The organism is Streptomonospora litoralis (genome assembly GCF_004323735.1).
In the GTDB taxonomy this organism is placed as follows: Bacteria; Actinomycetota; Actinomycetes; order Streptosporangiales; family Streptosporangiaceae; genus Streptomonospora; species Streptomonospora litoralis.
On sequence record NZ_CP036455.1, the window covers coordinates 527,594 to 546,082 of the forward strand.

The 18,489-nt window shown below is 72.1% G+C and carries 14 protein-coding genes; 9 read left to right on the forward strand and 5 right to left on the reverse strand.

Annotated elements, in window-relative coordinates; genetic code table 11:
• Positions 1-43: 43 nt before the first annotated feature.
• Both argS and plsX read right to left on the reverse strand, forming a co-directional pair.
• On the reverse strand, positions 44-1,777 hold the full coding sequence (gene argS / locus EKD16_RS02390) for an arginine--tRNA ligase (RefSeq protein WP_131096875.1): 1,734 nt from the start codon (positions 1,775-1,777) through the stop codon (positions 44-46).
• 138 nt (positions 1,778-1,915) lie between these two features.
• Complete coding sequence (gene plsX, locus EKD16_RS02395) at positions 1,916-3,028, reverse strand: phosphate acyltransferase PlsX (RefSeq protein WP_341351864.1); 1,113 nt, start codon at positions 3,026-3,028, stop codon at positions 1,916-1,918.
• A gap of 409 nt (positions 3,029-3,437) precedes the next feature.
• On the opposite strand from plsX, the gene EKD16_RS02400 reads away from it, so the two are divergent.
• The 5 genes from EKD16_RS02400 to EKD16_RS02420 all read left to right on the forward strand — a co-directional run bounded on the left by EKD16_RS02400 (position 3,438) and on the right by EKD16_RS02420 (position 8,794).
• A complete protein-coding gene (locus EKD16_RS02400) occupies positions 3,438-4,811 on the forward strand; it encodes a KamA family radical SAM protein (RefSeq protein ID WP_242677201.1) in 1,374 nt (457 codons plus the stop codon).
• A 279-nt stretch (positions 4,812-5,090) separates the two neighbouring features.
• Positions 5,091-5,927: a hypothetical protein gene (locus tag EKD16_RS02405; RefSeq protein WP_131096877.1), complete on the forward strand. Its 837-nt coding sequence runs from the start codon at positions 5,091-5,093 to the stop codon at positions 5,925-5,927.
• An 81-nt stretch (positions 5,928-6,008) separates the two neighbouring features.
• The gene (locus EKD16_RS02410) at positions 6,009-7,067 is read left to right on the forward strand and encodes an ROK family glucokinase (protein ID WP_131096878.1); all 1,059 of its coding nucleotides are present in this window, start codon (positions 6,009-6,011) and stop codon (positions 7,065-7,067) included.
• A 128-nt stretch (positions 7,068-7,195) separates the two neighbouring features.
• Positions 7,196-7,969 (forward strand): SDR family NAD(P)-dependent oxidoreductase, encoded by a 774-nt coding sequence (locus EKD16_RS02415; RefSeq protein ID WP_131096879.1) that lies wholly within the window; start codon positions 7,196-7,198, stop codon positions 7,967-7,969.
• A 60-nt stretch (positions 7,970-8,029) separates the two neighbouring features.
• A complete protein-coding gene (locus EKD16_RS02420; RefSeq protein WP_131096880.1) occupies positions 8,030-8,794 on the forward strand; it encodes a crotonase/enoyl-CoA hydratase family protein in 765 nt (254 codons plus the stop codon).
• 1,326 nt (positions 8,795-10,120) lie between these two features.
• On the opposite strand, the gene EKD16_RS02425 is transcribed toward EKD16_RS02420, so the two are convergent.
• Entirely contained in the window at positions 10,121-10,690 is a 570-nt protein-coding gene (locus EKD16_RS02425) for a carboxymuconolactone decarboxylase family protein (RefSeq protein WP_131096881.1), read from the reverse strand.
• 96 nt (positions 10,691-10,786) lie between these two features.
• Positions 10,787-11,317, reverse strand: coding sequence for a hypothetical protein (locus EKD16_RS02430; RefSeq protein WP_165498476.1), 531 nt, complete (start codon positions 11,315-11,317; stop codon positions 10,787-10,789).
• A gap of 566 nt (positions 11,318-11,883) precedes the next feature.
• On the opposite strand from EKD16_RS02430, the gene EKD16_RS02440 reads away from it, so the two are divergent.
• The 4 genes from EKD16_RS02440 (at position 11,884) to EKD16_RS02455 (ending at position 15,943) form a co-directional block, all read left to right on the forward strand.
• Positions 11,884-12,879, forward strand: a complete 996-nt coding sequence (locus EKD16_RS02440) for an ABC transporter ATP-binding protein (protein WP_131096884.1) — start codon at positions 11,884-11,886, stop codon at positions 12,877-12,879.
• 85 nt (positions 12,880-12,964) lie between these two features.
• Positions 12,965-13,828 (forward strand): ABC transporter permease, encoded by an 864-nt coding sequence (locus EKD16_RS02445; RefSeq protein ID WP_131096885.1) that lies wholly within the window; start codon positions 12,965-12,967, stop codon positions 13,826-13,828.
• Between the two features lie 211 nt (positions 13,829-14,039).
• A complete protein-coding gene (locus tag EKD16_RS02450) occupies positions 14,040-15,341 on the forward strand; it encodes a sensor histidine kinase (RefSeq protein WP_131096886.1) in 1,302 nt (433 codons plus the stop codon).
• Entirely contained in the window at positions 15,338-15,943 is a 606-nt protein-coding gene (locus EKD16_RS02455) for a response regulator transcription factor (protein ID WP_131096887.1), read from the forward strand. Before EKD16_RS02450 ends, EKD16_RS02455 begins: the two co-directional genes overlap by 4 nt.
• A gap of 19 nt (positions 15,944-15,962) precedes the next feature.
• On the opposite strand, the gene EKD16_RS02460 is transcribed toward EKD16_RS02455, so the two are convergent.
• Positions 15,963-18,182 carry a SpoIIE family protein phosphatase gene (locus tag EKD16_RS02460; RefSeq protein ID WP_131101935.1) on the reverse strand — a complete coding sequence of 740 codons (2,220 nt, stop codon included), beginning with the start codon at positions 18,180-18,182 and terminating at the stop codon, positions 15,963-15,965.
• Between the last annotated feature and the right edge of the window lie 307 nt (positions 18,183-18,489).

Sequence of the window (18,489 nt, forward strand, 5' to 3'; positions counted from 1 at the left end):
AGCGGCGTCCGCCGAGCCGCATCCGCCGGTGCGCTCCGGCTCGCTACATCTGCTCGGGCGCGCGCACCCCGAGCAGCCCCAGACCCGTGACGAGGGTCTGCAGCGTGGCCGCGATCAGCGCGAAGCGGGACTCGCGCACCGCCGGATCGTCGGCCTGCAGCACCGGGCAGTGCTCGAAGAACGCGGTGAACGCCTGGGCGAGGTCGAAGAGGTAGCCGCACAGCCGGTGCGGCTCCAGCGTGGCGCCCACGGTGGCCACCGCGGGGCCGAAGCCCAGCAGCGCCAGCGCGAGGTCGCGCTCCGCCGGCTCTGTGATGGCCACCGGGCCCGTTGCGTCTTCGGGGGCGATGCCGCCCTTGCGGAAGATGGAGCGGATCCGCGCGGCAGCGTACTGCAGGTAGGGGCCGGTATTGCCGTTCAGCGCCAGCATCCGGTCGAAGTCGAAGACGTACTCGGTGTCGTGGGAGACTGAGAGGTCGGCGTACTTCACCGCGCCGATTCCGACCTCGCGGGCGATGGCGGCCCGGGTGGAGTCGTCGAGATCGGGGCGGTTGTCGCCGACGACCTTGGCCGCGCGCTCGACGGCCTCGTCCAGCAGCTCCATCAGCCGGATGGACCGGCCGCTGCGGGTGCGCAGGATCTTGCCGTCGGTGCCCAGCACGTTGCCGATCTGCACGTGGACGGTCTCGACGTCGTCGGGCAGCCATCCGGCCTTGCGCGCGGTCTCCCAGACCATCTTGAAGTGCAGGGCCTGCGGTGCGCCCACGACGTAGACGATGCGGTCGGCCGCCAGCTGCTCGACCCGGTAGCGCACCGTGGCGAGGTCGGTGGTGGCGTAGCCGTAGCCGCCGTCGCTCTTGCGGACGATCAGCGGGATCGGTTTGTCCTCGCGGCCGGTGAACCCGTCGAGGAACACGCACAGCGCACCCTCGCTGATCTCGGCGATGCCCTTGCGCTCCAGCTCCTCGCACACCGCGGGCAGCATGGGGTTGTAGGTGCTCTCGCCGGCGAGGTCGGAGTCGGTGAGTGTGACGTCCAGCCGACCGTAGACCTTGTTGAAGTAGACCGTGGAGAAGTCGACCAGCTCGCGCCACAGCCGCAGCGTCTCGGCGTCGCCCGCCTGGAGTTCGACGACCCGCTTGCGCGCCCGCGCCGCGAACTCCGCGGAGTCGTCGAACTTGGTGCGCGCCGCCTGGTAGAAGGCGTTGGGATCGGTCTGCAGCAACCCCGCCTCGGCGGAGTCCTCGCCGGCCTCCAGCAGATGCTCGATGAGCATGCCGAAGGGGGTGCCCCAGTCGCCGATGTGGTTCTGCCGGACGACGTCGTGCCCCAGCGCCTCCAGGGTCCGGGCCAGGGCGTCGCCGACGACCGTGGTGCGCAGGTGGCCGACGTGCATCTCCTTGGCGACGTTCGGCGCGGAATAGTCCAGCGGGATGGTCTGCGGATGCTGCCGGGGCACACCCGCCCGCGGGTCGCCCAGCAGGTCCTGGGTCCGGGCGGCGATCCAGTCGTCGCGCAGGGTCAGGTTGATGAAGCCGGGGCCGCTGATCTCGACCTCGCGGCACAGGTCGTCGACGTCCAGCTGCGCGACGACGTCGGCGGCGACGTCGCGCGGGGCTCGGCCGAGGCGCTTGGCCAGCGCCAGGGCGGCGTTGGCCTGGTAGTCGGCGAACTGCGACGGACGGATGACGGGGTCGGTGTCGGCGAACTCGGCGCCGAGCGCGGCGCCGAGTGCTGACTGGACCCGTGCTGCGAGGGTTTCCTGCGGGTCGGCCATGCTGCAAGCCTACCGACCGGCCTCCCCTCGCGAGTCCCGTTCTCCACAGCCCCACGGCACCGCGGGGCCCCGCCGACCCGCCGTATCCACCCTGGGCACGCGTCCCCGCGTCGCCCGGCCTCCGCCGCCGGCCCGGTGCTACGGGCGCGCCTGCTGCTCCTCGCCCTGGCCCAGCCGCTGGCGCCACGGCGTGGAGCGCGCGGTGGCCTGCACGCGGCTGCGCACCTCCTCGCCGATCCCCCCCGAGGTCAGGTCGTGGGCCAGTTGGCACGCGCGCTCGATGGCGGGTGCGCGGCTGGAGCCGTGGGCGATCACCACACTTCCGTTGAGCCCCAGCAGCACCGCTCCGCCGTAGGTGTCGCTGTCCAGTCGGTTGCGCAGCTCCCGCAGCGATCTGCGCTGCAGCAGCGCCCCGGCCTTGGCCAGCGTGCCGGCGGTCATGGCTTCGGTGACGGCGTCCATGGTGAAGCGCACCGCCCCCTCGACGGTCTTCAGCGCCACGTTCCCGGTGAAGCCGTCGGTGACCACGACATCCACCTCGCCCGCGAGCAGGTCGTGGCCCTCCACATTGCCGCGGAAGTCCAGCCGGCCCGCCTGCGTCGGCGCCTGCGCCGCGGTGGCCGCGAGCAGTTCGGCGGTCTTGCGGGCCAGCCGGTTGCCCTTGCCCGGTTCCGAGCCGATGGTGAGCATCCCCACCCGGGGGTTCTCCACACCGAAGGCGCTGCGGGCGTAGGCGGCGCCCAAGTGGGCGAACTGCACCAGCATCTCGGGCTTGGCGTCGGCGTTGGCGCCGGCGTCGAGCAGAACCGTGGGGCGCGGGCGGGTGGGCAGCGCCACGGCCAGCGCCGGCCGCAGCACCCCGGGCTGGGTGCGCATCCGCACCGTCGAGGTGGCGACCACGCCGCCGGTGGAGCCGGCCGACACCAGCGCGCTCGCTTCACCCTGGCGGATCAGCTTGCAGGCCACCGCGACGCTGGAACGGGGACGGCGCCAGCTCGCCAGCGCGCCTTCGTGCATCGCCAGGGCGTCCTCGGCGTGCAGGACCGGCATGGCCCCCACCGCGTCCTCCTCGGCGAGCAGCCGGGCGACCTCGGTGCGCCTGCCCACCAGTACTACGCGCAGCCCGCGGTCGCGGACGGCGCGGACGGCGCCCCGTACGGCCTCCTGCGGGCCGTGATCGCCGCCCATGGCGTCCAGTGCGATGATCGGCCCGCTGGGACCCCGACGCGCGCCCGCTTGGGGTGTGCTCACCCGCCCCCCTCATTGCTCGCCGGAAACCCGGGCCGGATGCGCCCGTGGCCGCCGCCGTCGGCGGAAGGCGCCGCGTTCGGCGGCGACGCGCCTGCCCACGGGCACCTTCGACCGTATGCGCACAGGCTATGCAAAGCCGCACGGCGTCCGCGCAGAGGGGGCGCCGGGGCCGGTACCGGGGGGCGTGCGTGTAAAGAGCCGCAGCTCAGCGGTTGGCGACCGGAAAGTGGGTACGAACACCAGTGGTCCGGGTATGCCTGACCCTTGGCCGGTTCGGGCGAATCGTCCGGCCGGTCGCACAACCGTTCTGTTCATGCTGCGGGAAGCCCGCCCAGCGCGGGCTTTCCGGGTACCGCCTGCCCTGCTTCCCCCGCACGGGCGGGCCATGGCCCTGAAGGAAAGGAGACACGTGAGCTTGACGCACGACGCGGCACCGTCCCCGCCCCAGTCAACCGGGCGTCGGTTTCGTGCCTACACGACGAAACACCTGGACGAGCTCACGGCCCGCGCCGGGCTGGACGCGGCCGAACGCCTCGCCGTCCGCGCGGTCGCCACGGTGCTGCCGTTCCGGGTCAACAGCTACGTCGTCGACGAGCTGATCGACTGGGACGCCGCGCCGGACGATCCGATCTACCGCCTCGTATTCCCGCAGGCGGACATGCTCCCCTCCACCGACGTCGCGCGGATCGCCGACCTGCTGCGCCGCGAGGCGCCGCGCAAGGACCTCAACCAGGCGGCCAACGAGGTCCGCGCGAAGCTGAACCCGCACCCGGCCGGGCAGATGGAGCTCAACGTCCCCTCCTCCGAGGAGGAGGACCCGCTGGAGGGCATGCAGCACAAGTACCACGAGACGGTGCTGTTCTTCCCCAAGCAGGGCCAGACCTGCCACGCCTACTGCACCTACTGCTTCCGCTGGGCGCAGTTCGTGGGCGAGCCGGACTTGAAGTTCGCGTCCGGTGAGATCGACCACCTGGTCGCCTACCTGCACCGCCACCCCGAGGTCACCAGCGTGCTGTTCACCGGCGGCGACCCGATGATCATGGGCGAGGGCGTGCTGTCGCGCTACATCGAGCCGCTGCTGCAGGTGGAGACACTGGAGTCCATCCGCATCGGCACCAAGTCGCTGGCGTATTGGCCGCAGCGCTTCACCACCGACCCGGACGCCGACGAAACGCTGCGGCTGTTCGAACGGGTCGCCGAGGCCGGGAAGAACCTGGCCTTCATGGCGCATTTCTCCCATCCCAACGAGATGCTGCCCGACCTGGTCCAGCAGGCGGTCTCGCGCATCCGCGCCACCGGGTCGGTCATCCGCACCCAGGCGCCGCTGATCCGCACGATCAACGACGACCCCGCCACCTGGGAGAGCATGTGGCGCACCCACGTCCGCCACGGCATGGTGCCCTACTACATGTTCGTCGAGCGCGACACCGGACCGCAGGACTACTTCGCCGTGCCGCTCGCCCAGGCCTACGAGATCTTCCGCGAGGCCTACGCCGGCGTCTCCGGACTGGCGCGCACGGTGCGCGGCCCCTCCATGTCGGCCACCCCCGGCAAGGTGTGCATCGACGGCGTCGCCGAGGTCGCCGGCGAGAAGGTGTTCGTGTGCCACTTCATCCAAGCACGCGACCCCGAACTGGTGGGCAAGCCGTTCTTCGCGCGCTACGACGAGAAGGCGGCCTGGCTGACCGACCTCGAACCGGCACTCGGCGCCACTCGCTTCCCCCATGAGCAGGGCCGTCCCGAGAACACGCACGCCGATCTCGTCGGCGCCGCCCACCCCTGAGCCGATCACTCCAACCGATGCCGGCGCGGGCACGGCCGCCCGCGTCGTTCGGACGCGGCCGAGCGCACGGGCTCGGCCGCGGCGTTTCGGCCGGCCGCGAACGCCGTGCACCCGGCCGAGGGCATCCGCGCAGACGCTTCGCATTCTTTGGCCGCCTCGTCCAGCGGCCGTGGCCCGGTGTACACGGTTTCGATCCGTCACCCGCCTAGCCTTGAAACGTACTGTTAGGGGTGGCCCGCCCCCCGACCCCGCGGGCCGGTATCGCACCCTAGGAGTCCGATGGTCGAGTGGTTCGGCAGCACCGTCGTGGCGACGGGCCGGCTGCCGCTATTCTGCTTCTTCGTCGCGTTCGTCGCCGGCTTCCTACTGATCCGCATGAGCGTGCGGATGATCCGCGCGGGTGTCACGTGGTGGCCGGGCAACCTGCGCCCCGGCGGGCTGCACATCCACCACGTCGTGTTCGGGGTCGGGCTGATGATGGTCGGCGGCGTCGCCGCGCTGCTGATCACCGACCGCCAGGGCGCGCCCATCGCCGTGGCCGCGGGGCTGTTCGGATTGGGCGCCGCGCTGGTGCTGGACGAGTTCGCGCTGATCCTGCACCTGCGCGACGTCTACTGGACGGAGCAGGGCCGGGCCTCGGTCGACGCGGTCTTCGTGGCCGTCGCGCTGACCGGTCTGCTGCTGACCGGGTTCCGGCCCTTCGGCTGGGACTGGTTCCACGGCGCCGGGCCGGGCGGGGCGTGGCAGACCGCCGCCCAGGCGGGGCTGATGGTGCTGGCGCTGGTCAACCTCGCCGGCTCGGTCGTCAGCCTGCTCAAGGGCAAGATCTGGACCGGGCTCACCGGGGTCTTCCTGCCCGCCATCTCGGTGGTGGCGGCCATCCGCCTCGCGGTTCCCGGCTCCCCGTGGGCCCGCTGGCGCTATCCCGCGGGATCGGCCAAGCTCGACCAGGCCGTCCGGCGGGACCGGCGTATCCGCCGCCCCCTGATCAAGGTCAAAATCCGCGTCCAGGAGCTCATCGCGGGCCGCCACGACCTGGAGCCGGCCGTCGAGACGGGCCAGGGCGAGGCGCCGGGGACAGCGGATTCCCCGGCCGTGCTGTCGCGCGCGGTCTGAGCGCGGCGGCGCGGAGCAGGCGAAAGGCGCGCGTGCGCGGGCGCGGGCGCGCTGGCCGCGTTCGTCTAGAGTTGCCCGACGATGGCTACTTCGCGCGAAGGCGACCGCTTCCACTACCGCGGCCTGGTGATCGGCGTCGACATCGGCGGCAGCAAGGTCGCCGCGGGAGTGGTCACTCCCGGCGGCCGCATCCTGGCGCGCACCCGTGCCGAAACCCCCCATCGCAGCAAAAGCCCGAAGACGGTCGAGGACACCATCGCCGCCGTGGTGGCCGAACTGCGGCGCTCCTACCCGGTGCGTGCCGTGGGCGTGGGCGCGGCCGGCTTCGTCGACGACCAGCGGGCCACCGTGTTGTTCGCGCCCCACCTGTCCTGGCGTGCGGAGCCGCTGCGCGAGGCATTGCGCAGCAGGCTGCAGCTGCCGATCGTGGTCGAGAACGACGCCAACGCCGCCGCGTGGGCCGAGGTCCGCGTCGGAGCGGGGAGAGGGGCCGCGGACTCGGTCGTGGTCAACCTGGGCACCGGCATCGGGGGTGCCGTGGTCATCGGAGGCGAGCTGTACCGCGGCCGCCACGGCATTGCCGGCGAGTTCGGGCACATGACGGTGGTGCCCGGGGGTCTGCGGTGCGAATGCGGCAACCGCGGTTGCTGGGAGCAGTACGCCAGCGGCAACGCGGTCACCCGGGAGGCGCGCGAGCTGGCCGCGGCCGACTCGCCGGTCGCGCGGGGTCTGCTCAACGCGGTGGCCGGGAACCCGTCGCTGATCACCGGTGGGCTGGTGAGCGAGCTGGCGCGGGAGGGCGACTTGGCCTGCGTCGAACTGCTGGAGGAGGCGGGGGACTGGCTCGGCCTGGGCCTGGCCAACCTCGCAGCGGCCTTCGACCCCGAGCTGTTCGTGATCGGCGGGGGCGTCTCGGAGAGCGGCGAGCTGCTGCTGGAGCCGGCGCGCCGCGCCTTCCGGCGCACGCTGACCGGCCGCGGATACCGCCCGGAGCCCGGCGTCGTCGCGGCCGAGCTGGGCAACGAGGCCGGGCTGATCGGTGCCGCCGACCTCGCCCGTGACGCGCTGCCGCGCTGGCGCCAGGGCCGCCGCCAGCGCCGCATCGGCACCCCGCCGCGGCGCCGCGGGCGTCTGCGGTAGCGGAGCGTCCGCTGTCGCGCCGCGCCGGGCCCGCCGGTATGCCGCGGTGACCGGCGCCGAAACCGCCGTTCCCCAACAACCGAACCTCGTTCTAGTCTGCGGCGCCCGGGGTCTGTAGAGTGCCGCCCATGGAGCTGAATGGAGTTGCCGCCCTCGTTTCCGGCGGCGCAAGCGGGCTGGGTGAAGCCACCGTCAAGGACCTCGCCGCCGCGGGGGCGAGCGTCGTCATCGCCGACCTGAACGCCGAGCGCGGCGAGGCGCTGGCCAAGGAGGTCGGCGGCACCTTCGTCGCCACCGACGTCTCCGACGAGGACCAGGTGCAGGCGGCCGTGCAGGCAGCTGTGGACACCGGCCGACCGCTGCGCGCGGCGGTCTCGTGCGCGGGTATCGGCTGGGCCACGCGCACGGTCAACAAGGAAGGCGTGCCCCACGATCTCGCGAGCTACAAGAAGGTCGTCGAGGTCAACCTCATCGGCACGTTCAACGTGGTGCGGCTGTCCGCGGCGGCGATGTCGTCCACCGAGCCCGCCAACGAGGACGGCGAGCGCGGCGCCATCGTCAACACCGCCTCCGTCGCCGGGCTGGAGGGCCAGATCGGGCAGATCGCCTACTCCTCCTCCAAGGGCGGCATCATCGGCATGACCGTTCCGGCTGCGCGCGACCTGGCCGCGGCCGGTATCCGGGTGAACACCATCGCGCCGGGCATTCTGGACACCCCGATCTACGGCCAGGGCCCCGAGTCCGAGGAGTTCAAGCAGCGCCTCGCCGCACCCGTGCCGTTCCCCAAGCGTCTGGGCACCGGAGCCGAATTCGCCAAGCTGGTGCGCTCGCTGGTGGAGAACACTTACATCAACGCCGAGGTCGTCCGGCTCGACGGCGGCCTGCGCATGCCCCCCAAGTAGTACCGGCCGGGCGCGCAGACCGAGCCGGGCCGAGCAACCGGACCGAGCACAAGGAGAGCGATGAGCGACGAGGTGAGCTACACCGCCCAGGACGGCGTCGCCGTTATCACGATCGACCGCCCGCAGGCCAAGAACGCCGTCAACGCCGCCGTGGCCCAGGGTGTCGCCGAGGCGCTGGACGACCTGGACTCCCGCAACGACCTGGTCGTGGGCATCCTCACCGGCGCCGGGGAGACGTTCTGCTCGGGCATGGACCTCAAGGCGTTCATGCAGGGCGAGGTCCCCACGGTGGAAGGCCGCGGATTCGCCGGATTCGCCCAGCGCCCCCCGCGAAAGCCGCTGATCGCGGCCGTGGAGGGCTATGCGCTGGCGGGCGGCTTCGAGGCGGTACTGGCCTGCGACCTGGTGGTGGCCGCCGAGGACGCCAAGTTCGGGATCCCCGAGGTGAAGCGCGGGTTGGTGGCCGGCGGTGGCGGACTGCTGCGCCTGCAGCATCGCATTCCGCGCAACATCGCCATGGAGTTCGCGCTCACCGGCGACTTCGTCGAAGCGCCGCGCATGGCCGAGCTGGGGTTGGTGAACAGTGTCACGGCCTCGGGCGGCGCGCTGGAGGGCGCCCGTGCGCTCGCGGCGCGCATCGCGGCCAACGCGCCGCTGGCCGTGTCGGTCTCCAAGCAGGTGATCACCGAGTCCGAGGACTGGACGAGCGACGAGATGTGGCAGCGCCAGGACCCCATCACGGGGCCGGTGTTCGTCAGCCATGACGCGATGGAGGGCGCCGCGGCCTTCGCCGAGAAGCGTCCACCGCAGTGGAAAGGCGAGTAGGACTCCCGGCGGCGGGCGGTCGACGCGCCGTCCGCCGTACCGATCATTCGAATCCGACCGGCGGCGCCGGAAGGGTGGCGGGGATGACGACCGGGCGGTTCCTCCGGGAGGGGGCGCCCGGCTAAGCCGTGCTTAAGAAGTGCTGCATCGGTCCGGCTCCCATGCGCGGCCGGGCCGTACGGCTCGGATCCGTTACGCGGACTTGCCCTGGCCTTGTCCCCGGCCGGGCGGCGGGCTGATTGACGGGGAGCAGCGGGCACCGGGGACGGTGGCGGGCTGGGCCCGCGGTCGAGGGAGCGGGGACCGCGCCCAACGGGTCGGGTGCTGCCGGTGGCGCGCCTGACGGATCGGCGGCTCGGCTCTGCTGTGCGGCCTTGTTGGTCTGCCGGGATGCGGGTGGTCTTACAGAAAAGCGGCGCCGAGGTCGGCGGGGGACTGGGCCTGCGGTCGTTGGGCGGCACCGGTCCCGCCGAGTCTGTCTATCGTGAACTTATGGCCACCGGAAAGCGCATTCCGCGGCCATAAGTTCACGATCATCGCCGGATGAACCGGTATACCGGACATACCGGCACCGGTTCGCCGGCTGGGTGTCGCCGTGGTCCGACCCGGCCCGAACCGGCAGGGGCCGCACGGCGGGGCGCGGTTGCGGGTGCTCGCGCGGCCCGGGGGTGCGCCGGATCGGGGGTCGGGGGCGACGACACGTCGCTCGTGGCGCCCGGGCGCGGCCGCGGGGAGTCGCACCCCCCGATGGGGTGGGCTTTTGGGGGCCTATGCCCGTTTTGCGGGCGGCCTCGGCGGGCGCGGCGGCCACGAGACGCACGAAAAGTTGACGCCGGAGGCGCTATCGCGCCATTGGGTGCGCCTCGTGCGCCGTCGCCGCCGCGGCGCGGGCACGGACCCACCGGGAACTCGGGCGCTGGCGGACAAAACACCCCGTGTTGTTTCGTATCGCGGAATGACAGCGCGGGGGTGGCGCCTCGGGGCGGCACCGAGGCGGGTGCCGCCGCACCTACGTGCGTCTCGTGACCCCGGTCCGGCCCCATGGCGGCCGCCGATCGCCTCGCATCAGGCCCGCGCCGGCAACCGGGCGGCGCCGCCGGGCTCGACCACCCGGGCCGGGGCCGCTCACCGCCGCCCCGACCACCCCAGGCCCGGCCCCGACCGGCGTCCTCGCCGCCCTTCGCCGCGACCGCCACCGGCGGGCACCCGGCCCGTTGGGCGCGGGCCCGGCCCCCGCCGCCCTCGGCGCCGCTTTTCCCTAAGACCACCTATCCACCCGGCAGACCAACAAGGCCGCCACAGCAGACCGGCGTTTTTGAACACGGCCTAATCCTCCGGCAGTGGCACGCGCAGGGCGCGCAACAGGGTGGCCAGCAAGTCGTAGTAGCCCACCAGCGTGACGAGTTCGACCACACCGGCCTCGCCGAAATGCTCCTCGGCGGCGGTGTGGCAGGCGGCGGACGTGTCGCGGTCGCGCAGCAGCGCGCGGGTGAAGTCGAGCGCGGCCCGGTCGGCGGGGCCGAAGGACTCAGGGGTGGCGTGGCCGCCCAGCGCCGCGATCTCGCTCTCCGCCAGCCCCGCCTCGGCGGCCAGTCCCCGGTGCGCCGACCATTCGAAGGCGCTCGCCCGGGCGGTGGCGACGGTCAGGATCGCGATCTCCCGGATGCGCGCCGACAGCGAGGTCCGCGCCCCCACGGCCGCGCTCAGGTGCTGCAAAGCTGCGCCGACGCCCGGCGCGGCCAGCATCGCGTTGAACGGGCCGTGCAGCCGGCCGTCCGCGTCGACCAGCTCGAAGGGCGGTTCGCTGCCGTACTTGGCCAGCACACCGTCGTAGATCGCCCGCTGCTCGGCGGACAGCTCGTCGGGGGAGTACCAGTGGATCCGTCCGTGGCGCATCCGGCGATTATGCCGTGCCTGCACCGACCGCCACCGGCTCGGCGGCCCTCGCACGCCGCGATGGATGCCCGGCGGAGCCGGGACACGCCTGGGGTGTCAGTGGAAGATCTCCTCGGCGGTGTCGACGCTGAAGGCGCGGTCGAACCAGGTGTCGAGCTGGTCGAGGTCGGTGCAGGCGGTGACGCGTTTCTTGACATTGTCGGAGACGGTGAGGCCGCGGTGGGTGAGTACCGAGAGGAGCGCCTCGGCCTTCCCCTCGGCCTTCCCCTCAGCCTTGCCCTCGGCCTTGCCCGTGTCGATGAACCTGCGGGCGAATTCGGACCGGTAGGTGAAAGTCGGATTGGCCATCAGCGCATCCCAGTTCTCTAGTGCCGATTGCTTGAGAGCGGAGTCCAAGTACCCATAGTAGACGCGGAAGTCGTGATCGCTGAGGGTGTTCATCCCCGCAGCGCACGCGTTCATGCTCTTCTGCTCCTCGCCGCGGTGGGCGAGGACGGAGAGCACGGCCAGTTCGGGGAGTTCCACCGCTTCCTCTTCCGAGACGACCACCGGGATCTCGTCGGGGCCGACGACGAAGGGAACCAGCCGCATGCCCGGGTGGCCGAGTCGATGGGTTCGCGCGCCCACGCCGCGGTCGCCTCATCGAGGCAGAAGACGACCAGCATCACCGGGCACTCCAGGTTCCGGCGCACCGTGGTGAGGTAGACCGGCCAGGAGTAGGACTTATCATCGTCCCTCCGGCGCTGGACCTCGGCGATCACCGCCATCTGCGCCTGCGAGCCCTTCTTCAAGGCCACGACGCGATCACAGTAGAAGTTCCTGGTCTCGAACTGCGCGCAGTTCTCCGACGCCATGTCGGCGCTGTCGTATCCGGGGAGGTCGACGCCGAACACGTCCTCCAATAGGCGTGTGACCAACTGAGGACGGTTCTTTACGAGCTCGATCGGCATCTCGTGGTCGTTCGAGGGCATAGCGCGAAGCTAGCGAGACGCCGGGGGCCGCCGCGGGAGAACTCCGAGAAAACACCGGGTCATCGCCTTATCGGACCTCATTAGTGTCGTGCCGAATACCGCGGGTTCCGACCGGCATGCGGCACATGACACCTGTCATGCGTCCCCTGGGGCGGTACTCACGGGCAACCGGTGACATCAGGGCCTGGGGCTTCCGGCGGGGCCGGCGGAAGAATCGGGGATATGAGCACAGCAGATGTTGCCCCGGCCGACGACGGCGGCGGCGAGAACGCGATCAGTGTCCGCGAACTGCGGCAGGGCTACGGCGACTTCGAGGCCGTCCGGGGGATCTCCCTGGAGGTCGGGCGGGGGGAGCTGTTCGCGCTGCTGGGCACCAACGGCGCGGGCAAGACCACCACGATCGAGACCCTCGAAGGCTTCCGTCGGCCCGCCTCGGGCTCGGTGCGCGTCTTCGGCGTCGATCCCTACGGACGGCCGCCCGAACTGCGCGAGCGTGTCGACGCCGTGCTCCAGCACAGCGGCCTGTTCCCGGAGCTGACCGTGGCCGAGACGATCGACCTCTCCCGGGACCTCGCCGCCGATCCGATGGAGCGCGGCGAGGTGCTGGAGCTGACCGGCCTCGCCGACAAGGCCAAGGTCCCGGTCAGCCGGCTCTCCGGCGGGCAGAAGCGCCGACTCGACCTTGGGTTGGCGGTGCTCTCCCGGCCCGAGGTGCTCTTCCTGGACGAGCCGACCACGGGGATGGACCCCGAGGCGCGCCGGAACACCTGGGGCACCGTCTCCGAACTGGTGCGCGATGGGATGGCAATCCTGCTCACCACGCACTACCTGGAGGAGGCCGAGCACCTCGCCGACCGGTTGGCGATCATGCACCGCGGCGAGATCCGGGTCGAGGGCACGCTGCGCGACGTCGTCGTCGAGTGGGGCGACCGCATCGCCTTCCGCCTGCCCGCCGACGTGCGTTCGGCGGACCTGCCCGAGCTGCCCGGCGCGAGCGCCGAGGTGGAGATGCGCGGCAGCGAGCCCTGGGTGGGTTACACCGTGCGCGGCGACGACGCCGACGGCCGCGCCCACCGGGCGATGGGGCCGCTGCTGGAGTGGTCCCGGCAGCACGGGATCACCTTGGAGCGGCTGGAGCTGCGCGGCGCCTCGCTGGAGGACGTCTTCCTCGGCGTCGCCGAGGGTGCCGCCGACGTCGTATCCGGCCGTTCGGACTGACCGCAGCCCCGCCCCCGCGGCCGGGCGGCCCGCTCGCCCGCGTTTCCCATCCCGCGCACCGCGCACCACAGCGGAGGACACCACCATGACCGCCACCACCGAAGCCGCCGGCCCGGTCGCCGCCACCCGGACGGCCGCGCAGCGCCGCCCCGTCAGCCCGATGCGGCAGGCCCTGCGGCTGACCCGCACCGAGTTCACCCTGATGTACCGATACCGCACGGCGCTTTTCTTCGTGCTCTTCCCGCTCGTCTTCGTCGGCCTGAGCATGGTCGCGCGCGGCGACTCGCCCATCCCGGGCGTCGACGCCGCCGCGCTGAACGCCGCCGGCACACCGGCGATCATCGCGATGATGATCGGGATCATGCACGTCTCCAACATCTACTCGGCCCGCCGGGAGCAGCTGATCCTCAAGCGTTTCCGCGCCAGCGGAGTGCCGCCCACAGCGCTGTTCGGCGCGACGACGCTGTCCGTTCTGGCGGTAGTCGTGCTACTGAGCGCCGTGGTCGTGGCGGGGCTGGGTATCGGGTTCGGCGTGGTTCCGGCCGACCCGGTGCTGGTGGTGCTGTCCGTGCTGGTGACGACGGTGACCATGGCACTGCTCGGCGCCGCCTTGACCCGCTTCGCGCGCAACGCCGAGAGCGCGCAGATGATTAGCATGGTCCCGTTTCTGCTGCTCTACGCCTCAAGCGGGTTGATGATCCCGCTGGAGATCTTCCCCGACCAGGTCGCGACGGCGGCGCAGCTGCTGCCGACCGCGCCGGCGGTCGACCTGATCCGCTCCGGTTACCTCGGCTACGACCTCTTCGGCGGCGTGGCCCAAGCGCAGTCGGCCACCGGGGCCGAGCTGTGGATCGCCGCACTGCCCTCGCTCGCGGTACTGCTGGCCTGGCTCGCGATCGCCGTGCTCGCCGTGCGCTTCTTCCGCTGGGACCCCCGCCAACCCAAGTAAGCGCCACAGCCCCACCGGAGGGACGAACGGGCGCGCTCCCTCCGGTGGTTCGGGCGCGGCGGCCGGCCGGACGGTCCGGCCGCCGCGCCCGTGTGCGCGCCCGGTGCGTCGTCGGCCACTCGGCGCCGCCGTCGCCGCCCGGCGGCGAACATCTAGGGTGGTCGGCACGGATATCCGCAGGGCACGCGCAGCACGCAGAGGAGGTGCGCAGGTGGCCGCGAACGACATCCCCGTCCAGGCCCCCGCCGACCGGATGGGGTACAGGCTGAACCGGGCCCGCCGCATCGTGCTGCTGCTGTCGCTGAGCACGCCGGTGTTCTGCGTGCTGACCGCGCTGGTCGCCGTCGCCGAATCGGCATCGCGGCCGGAGCGAATGGCCGCCTACGCCGGCCGCGTGCCCGGGGCCCTGGGCGACGGATTGACCGTGGCCGGCGTGCTCTGCTCGGTCGTCCTCGCCTACTTCTCGATGCGGGTGATCCGCACCCGCATCGACCGCCCGTCGACCACCCTGCGCCGGGACGTCACGCTGTCCGCCCTGGCGCTGCTGGCTACGACCGGTCTGCTCGGCCCCAACCCGTTCGCGCTCAGCGCGGCCCAGTTCTGGGGCGCGAGCGTGGCGATCACCGGCCGGTTCCGCAGCAAGGCCGCCTACGTCGTGCTGATGCTCGTGGCGGGAGTCGCGCCGGTGGTCGTGGAACTCTGGAACGGTCCGCTGCAGGCCATGGTGCTGGTCGTGATCATCCTGGCGGGCATTCAGCTCGTCGTCTGGCTGGTCATGGTGGGCAGCAACGCCGCATTCGTTCTGCTCTGGGACGTCGTGACCGAGGCCTACGCCGCCCGCGACGCCCAGACGCGGTTGGCCGTCTCCGAAGAGCGGCTGCGCTTCTCCCGCGACATGCACGACCTGCTCGGGCACAGCCTCTCGGCGCTCGCGGTCAAGAGCGAACTCTCCGCGCGCCTGGCCGGGATCGACCCGCAGGGAGCGGCGCGCGAGATGACAGCCGTGCAGCATCTGGCCCGCGACGCGCTGCGCGAGGTGCGCTCGGCCGTGTCCGGCTACCGCGACGTGGACCTGGTCGCCGAGACCGCCAGCGTCCAGGCGGTCCTCACGGCCGCGGGCGTGCGCTGCACCGTCACCGGCGCCGACGCCGATCTGCCCGTCGAGCAGCGGGCCATCGCCTCGTGGGTGGTGCGCGAGGGAACCACCAACGTGTTGCGGCACAGCACCGCAAAGCACTGCGCGGTCACGCTGCGCCGCGACGCGGGCACCCTGGTCATCGAGATCTTCAACGACGGTGTGCACGGGCAGAGCGGCGGCTCCGTCCCGTTCGGCAACGGGTTGTCGGGCCTGGCCGAACGCGTCGCCGCCGCGGGCGGGGCCCTCACCACTGGTCTCGTCTCCGGCGGTGAGGGATTCCTGCTGCGTGCGGTCCTCCCGCTGCCCGCGCAGCCGTCCGCCCCCGAACTCCAACAGCCCGCTGCCGACCCCGGCCGAGAGGACGTGACCGCGTGATCCGAGTCGTACTCGCCGACGACGAGCACCTGGTGCGGGGCGCCATCTCGGCGTTGCTGGGACTGGAGGCCGACTTGGAGGTGGTCGCCCAGGTCGGGCGGGGCGACGAGGTCGCCGCAGCCGTCGCGGCGAACGAAGCCGACATCGCGGTGCTGGACATCGAGATGCCCGGCCGCAGCGGGCTGGACGTCTCCGAGGAGCTGCACACCGCCGCGCCGGAGTGCGGTGTGCTCATCCTGACCAGCTTCGGCCGCCCCGGCTACCTGCGCCGCGCGCTGGCCGCGGGCGCGCGCGGGTTCCTGGCCAAAGACGCCCCCGTCGACCAGCTCGCCGGTGCGATCCGCAAGGTGCACGAGGGCGGCCGCTACATCGACACCGAGCTGGCCGCGGCGGCGATGGCGTCGGGCGCGAACCCGCTGACGGCCCGCGAGGCCGAGGTTCTGAAAGCGGCATCCGAGGGCAGTTCGGTCGGCGCCATCGCCGCGGCGCTGCACCTGAGCGAGGGCACGGTGCGCAACTACCTCTCCAGCGCCATCACAAAGACCGGAGCCGACAACCGCATGTCGGCCATCCGCACCGCGGAGGAGATGGGCTGGTTGTAGTAGGGGGCTCGCCGGGCCGCTAAAGGAACCGCAGCACCAGCATCGCCGTGTCGTCGGTATGGCCGCCCGGGGCGAAGTCCTCCAGGTCGCGGTCGATTCGGACGATGACCGCCTGGGCCGTCAGACCGGAGCAGTTGGCGAAGATGCGCATCAGCCCCTCGTCGCCGAGCATCTCGGTGCCGTTCCGGCGCTCGGTGACGCCGTCGGTGACGGCCAGCAGCACGTCGCCGGAGCCGACCTCCATGGTCTCGGTGTAGAAGTCGACGTCCTCGAAAGCGCCCAGTAGCGGCTGCGAGGCGCCGATGGAGTCGACCTCGCCCTTCTGGTTCAACCGCAGCGGCAGCGGGTGGCCCGCCGAGACCAGCCGCAGCCGCATACCCTCGCCGGGGCCGCCCAGCGGCGTCATCTCCCCGTAGAGCATGGTGAGGAACCGGGTGCTGGTGTTCTCGTCCAGGATCGCCTTGTTCAGCCGGTCCATGATGTGGGCGGGCGAGAACCCCTCTCGGGCCAGGGCCCGCAGGGTGTGCCGTGCCAGGCCGGTGACCGCCGCGGCCGCCGGGCCGGTGCCGCACACGTCACCGATGGCGAAGCACCATCGCCCGTCGGTGGCGAACACGTCGTAGAAGTCGCCACCGACCACCGTGCGCTCGTCGGCCGAGCGGTAGAAGACCGCATGATCGACCCCGGGGATGCTCGGCTCCTTCTCCTTGGCCGGCAGCAGGCTGCGCTGCAGCGCCTCGCTCATCGAGGTCTGGCCGGCGTACAGCCGGGCGTTCTCCATCGCCGAGGAAACCCGGCGGGCGAGATCGTCGACGACGTCGACGTCGTCGCGGGTGAAGTCGGCGCCGGCGTCCTTGCCCAGGGTCATGCGGCCCAGCGTCTGTCCGTGGGCCATCAGCGGCACGCTGATCGCCGGACCCTCGGCCAACTCCAGCAGCAGTTCGTCGGCGAGTCCGGCCGCCGACAGCATCTCGCGGCTCCACAGCGGGCGCGGCTCGCGCTGCACCGGCGGCGGAAGCTCGGTCAGCAGCGTGCGCAGCACGTCGTTGTAGTTCTCGTTGCGGTGGATGGTGTGCAGCAGCCGCACCGAGCCGAGATCGCTGAGCGTGCTCACAGCGCACCAGCTGCCCAGGCGCGAGGCCACCAGCTGGGCGGCCAGCGCCGCGGTCATCTGCTCGTTGAGCGTGCCGGTGAGCAGGTCGCTGGCCTCGGCCAGAAAGCTCAGGCTCGCGCGCCGCGCCAGCTCGACCTCGGCCAGCCGGGCCCGCTCGATGGGCAGCGCGATGCGGTCGGCGCCGTCCTGCAGCCGCTTGGCCGCGGTGTCGCCGAAGTGCCGGATGCGCCGCGACGCCACGCCGATCAGCCCGGTGATGCGCCCGTCCACGATCAGCGGTGCGGTGACCAGGGAGCGCATGCCCGCCTGGGCCAGCTTGCCGCGGTGGGCCCGCGCGATCATCAGGTCGTCGTTGATGATCGCCCCGGGCGCCGGAGCCACCGAGGGGAAGGTCTCTTCGGTGCGGCTGCGGAAGGGCCGCCAGGTGTCGTCGGTCAGCCCCGTGGCCGCGCGCAGGTCCCACTCGGTCTCGTCGGTGGTGGCCAGCGCGATGTAGGCGGCGTCGCCGCCCAGCGCCGAGCGGGCGTACTCCACCGTGCGGTCCAGCAGTTCGGGCATGGGCAACCGGGCCGACAGGGCGGCGTCCAGCGCGGCCCAGGGGTTGGGCCGGGCGGGGCGCCGGCGGGTCGGGCGCACCGGAGCGGGCGGGGAGAGCGCGGTGGTGGAGCCGTCCGCGACGGCGGGCTCCGCGTCGTCGTCGCCGCCGTCCTCGCCGGGCTCGGCGCGCTCGTCCTGGATGCGGAACCAGACCGCCTTGTCGTCTTTGCTGTAGCTCACGCCCCAACTGGTGGCGATGGCCGCCGCCAGGGCCAGGCCCAGGCCGCCGCTGCGTCCGGGGTCGGCCGCGGGGGAGGTGTCCACCGACAGCGGTCCGGCCTGGGGGACGGCGCGCTCGGGCACCCGGTCGGCCACGACCACCTCGACCGCATCGGGCAGGCGGCGCACGACCAGTTCCAGGACGCTCTCGGCGTGCACGACCGCGTTGGTCACGAGTTCACTGACGAGCAGGACGATGTCGTCCACCGCGTGGTCTGCGCCCCACTCGGTGAGGGTGTCGCGCACGAATTCGCGCGCGTCGCCGGCGGTTCCGGGTGTGGGCGAGAACTCGCGCCGGGCGGCCTTCATCGTGTCATGTGGCATCGTGGAGCCGTACGGTTTCGGTGTTGCGGGAGGCGGGAGAGTCCGGCGGAAGCGCTGCCACAGCGGCCCCGACCTCCAATCCCTTCGACGTGCGAGGGCCCGCGGTGTCCGCAGGGGGCTGCGGAAGCGGGCACAGTGGGAACAGCAACGCAGTCATGATGTCAGAACGTTCGTCTAGTGAGCAGCCCGGCCGCATAACCTGGATCATCGCGGTCCATCTCGGCTGACGTCTGGTATGGCCATCGCCCATCACGGTACGGTGCGTCGGTGACCACGGGCGACGCCCCCGCCT

Coding starts and splice junctions, on each gene's coding strand:
- argS (WP_131096875.1), bottom strand. CDS start 1,777: ATGGCCGACCCGCAGGAAACCCTCGCAGCACGGGTCCAGTCAGCACTC.
- EKD16_RS02405 (WP_131096877.1), top strand. CDS start 5,091: ATGGTCGAGTGGTTCGGCAGCACCGTCGTGGCGACGGGCCGGCTGCCG.
- EKD16_RS02410 (WP_131096878.1), top strand. CDS start 6,009: ATGGCTACTTCGCGCGAAGGCGACCGCTTCCACTACCGCGGCCTGGTG.
- EKD16_RS02415 (WP_131096879.1), top strand. CDS start 7,196: ATGGAGCTGAATGGAGTTGCCGCCCTCGTTTCCGGCGGCGCAAGCGGG.
- EKD16_RS02420 (WP_131096880.1), top strand. CDS start 8,030: ATGAGCGACGAGGTGAGCTACACCGCCCAGGACGGCGTCGCCGTTATC.
- EKD16_RS02425 (WP_131096881.1), bottom strand. CDS start 10,690: ATGCGCCACGGACGGATCCACTGGTACTCCCCCGACGAGCTGTCCGCC.
- EKD16_RS02440 (WP_131096884.1), top strand. CDS start 11,884: ATGAGCACAGCAGATGTTGCCCCGGCCGACGACGGCGGCGGCGAGAAC.
- EKD16_RS02445 (WP_131096885.1), top strand. CDS start 12,965: ATGACCGCCACCACCGAAGCCGCCGGCCCGGTCGCCGCCACCCGGACG.
- EKD16_RS02460 (WP_131101935.1), bottom strand. CDS start 18,182: ATGAAGGCCGCCCGGCGCGAGTTCTCGCCCACACCCGGAACCGCCGGC.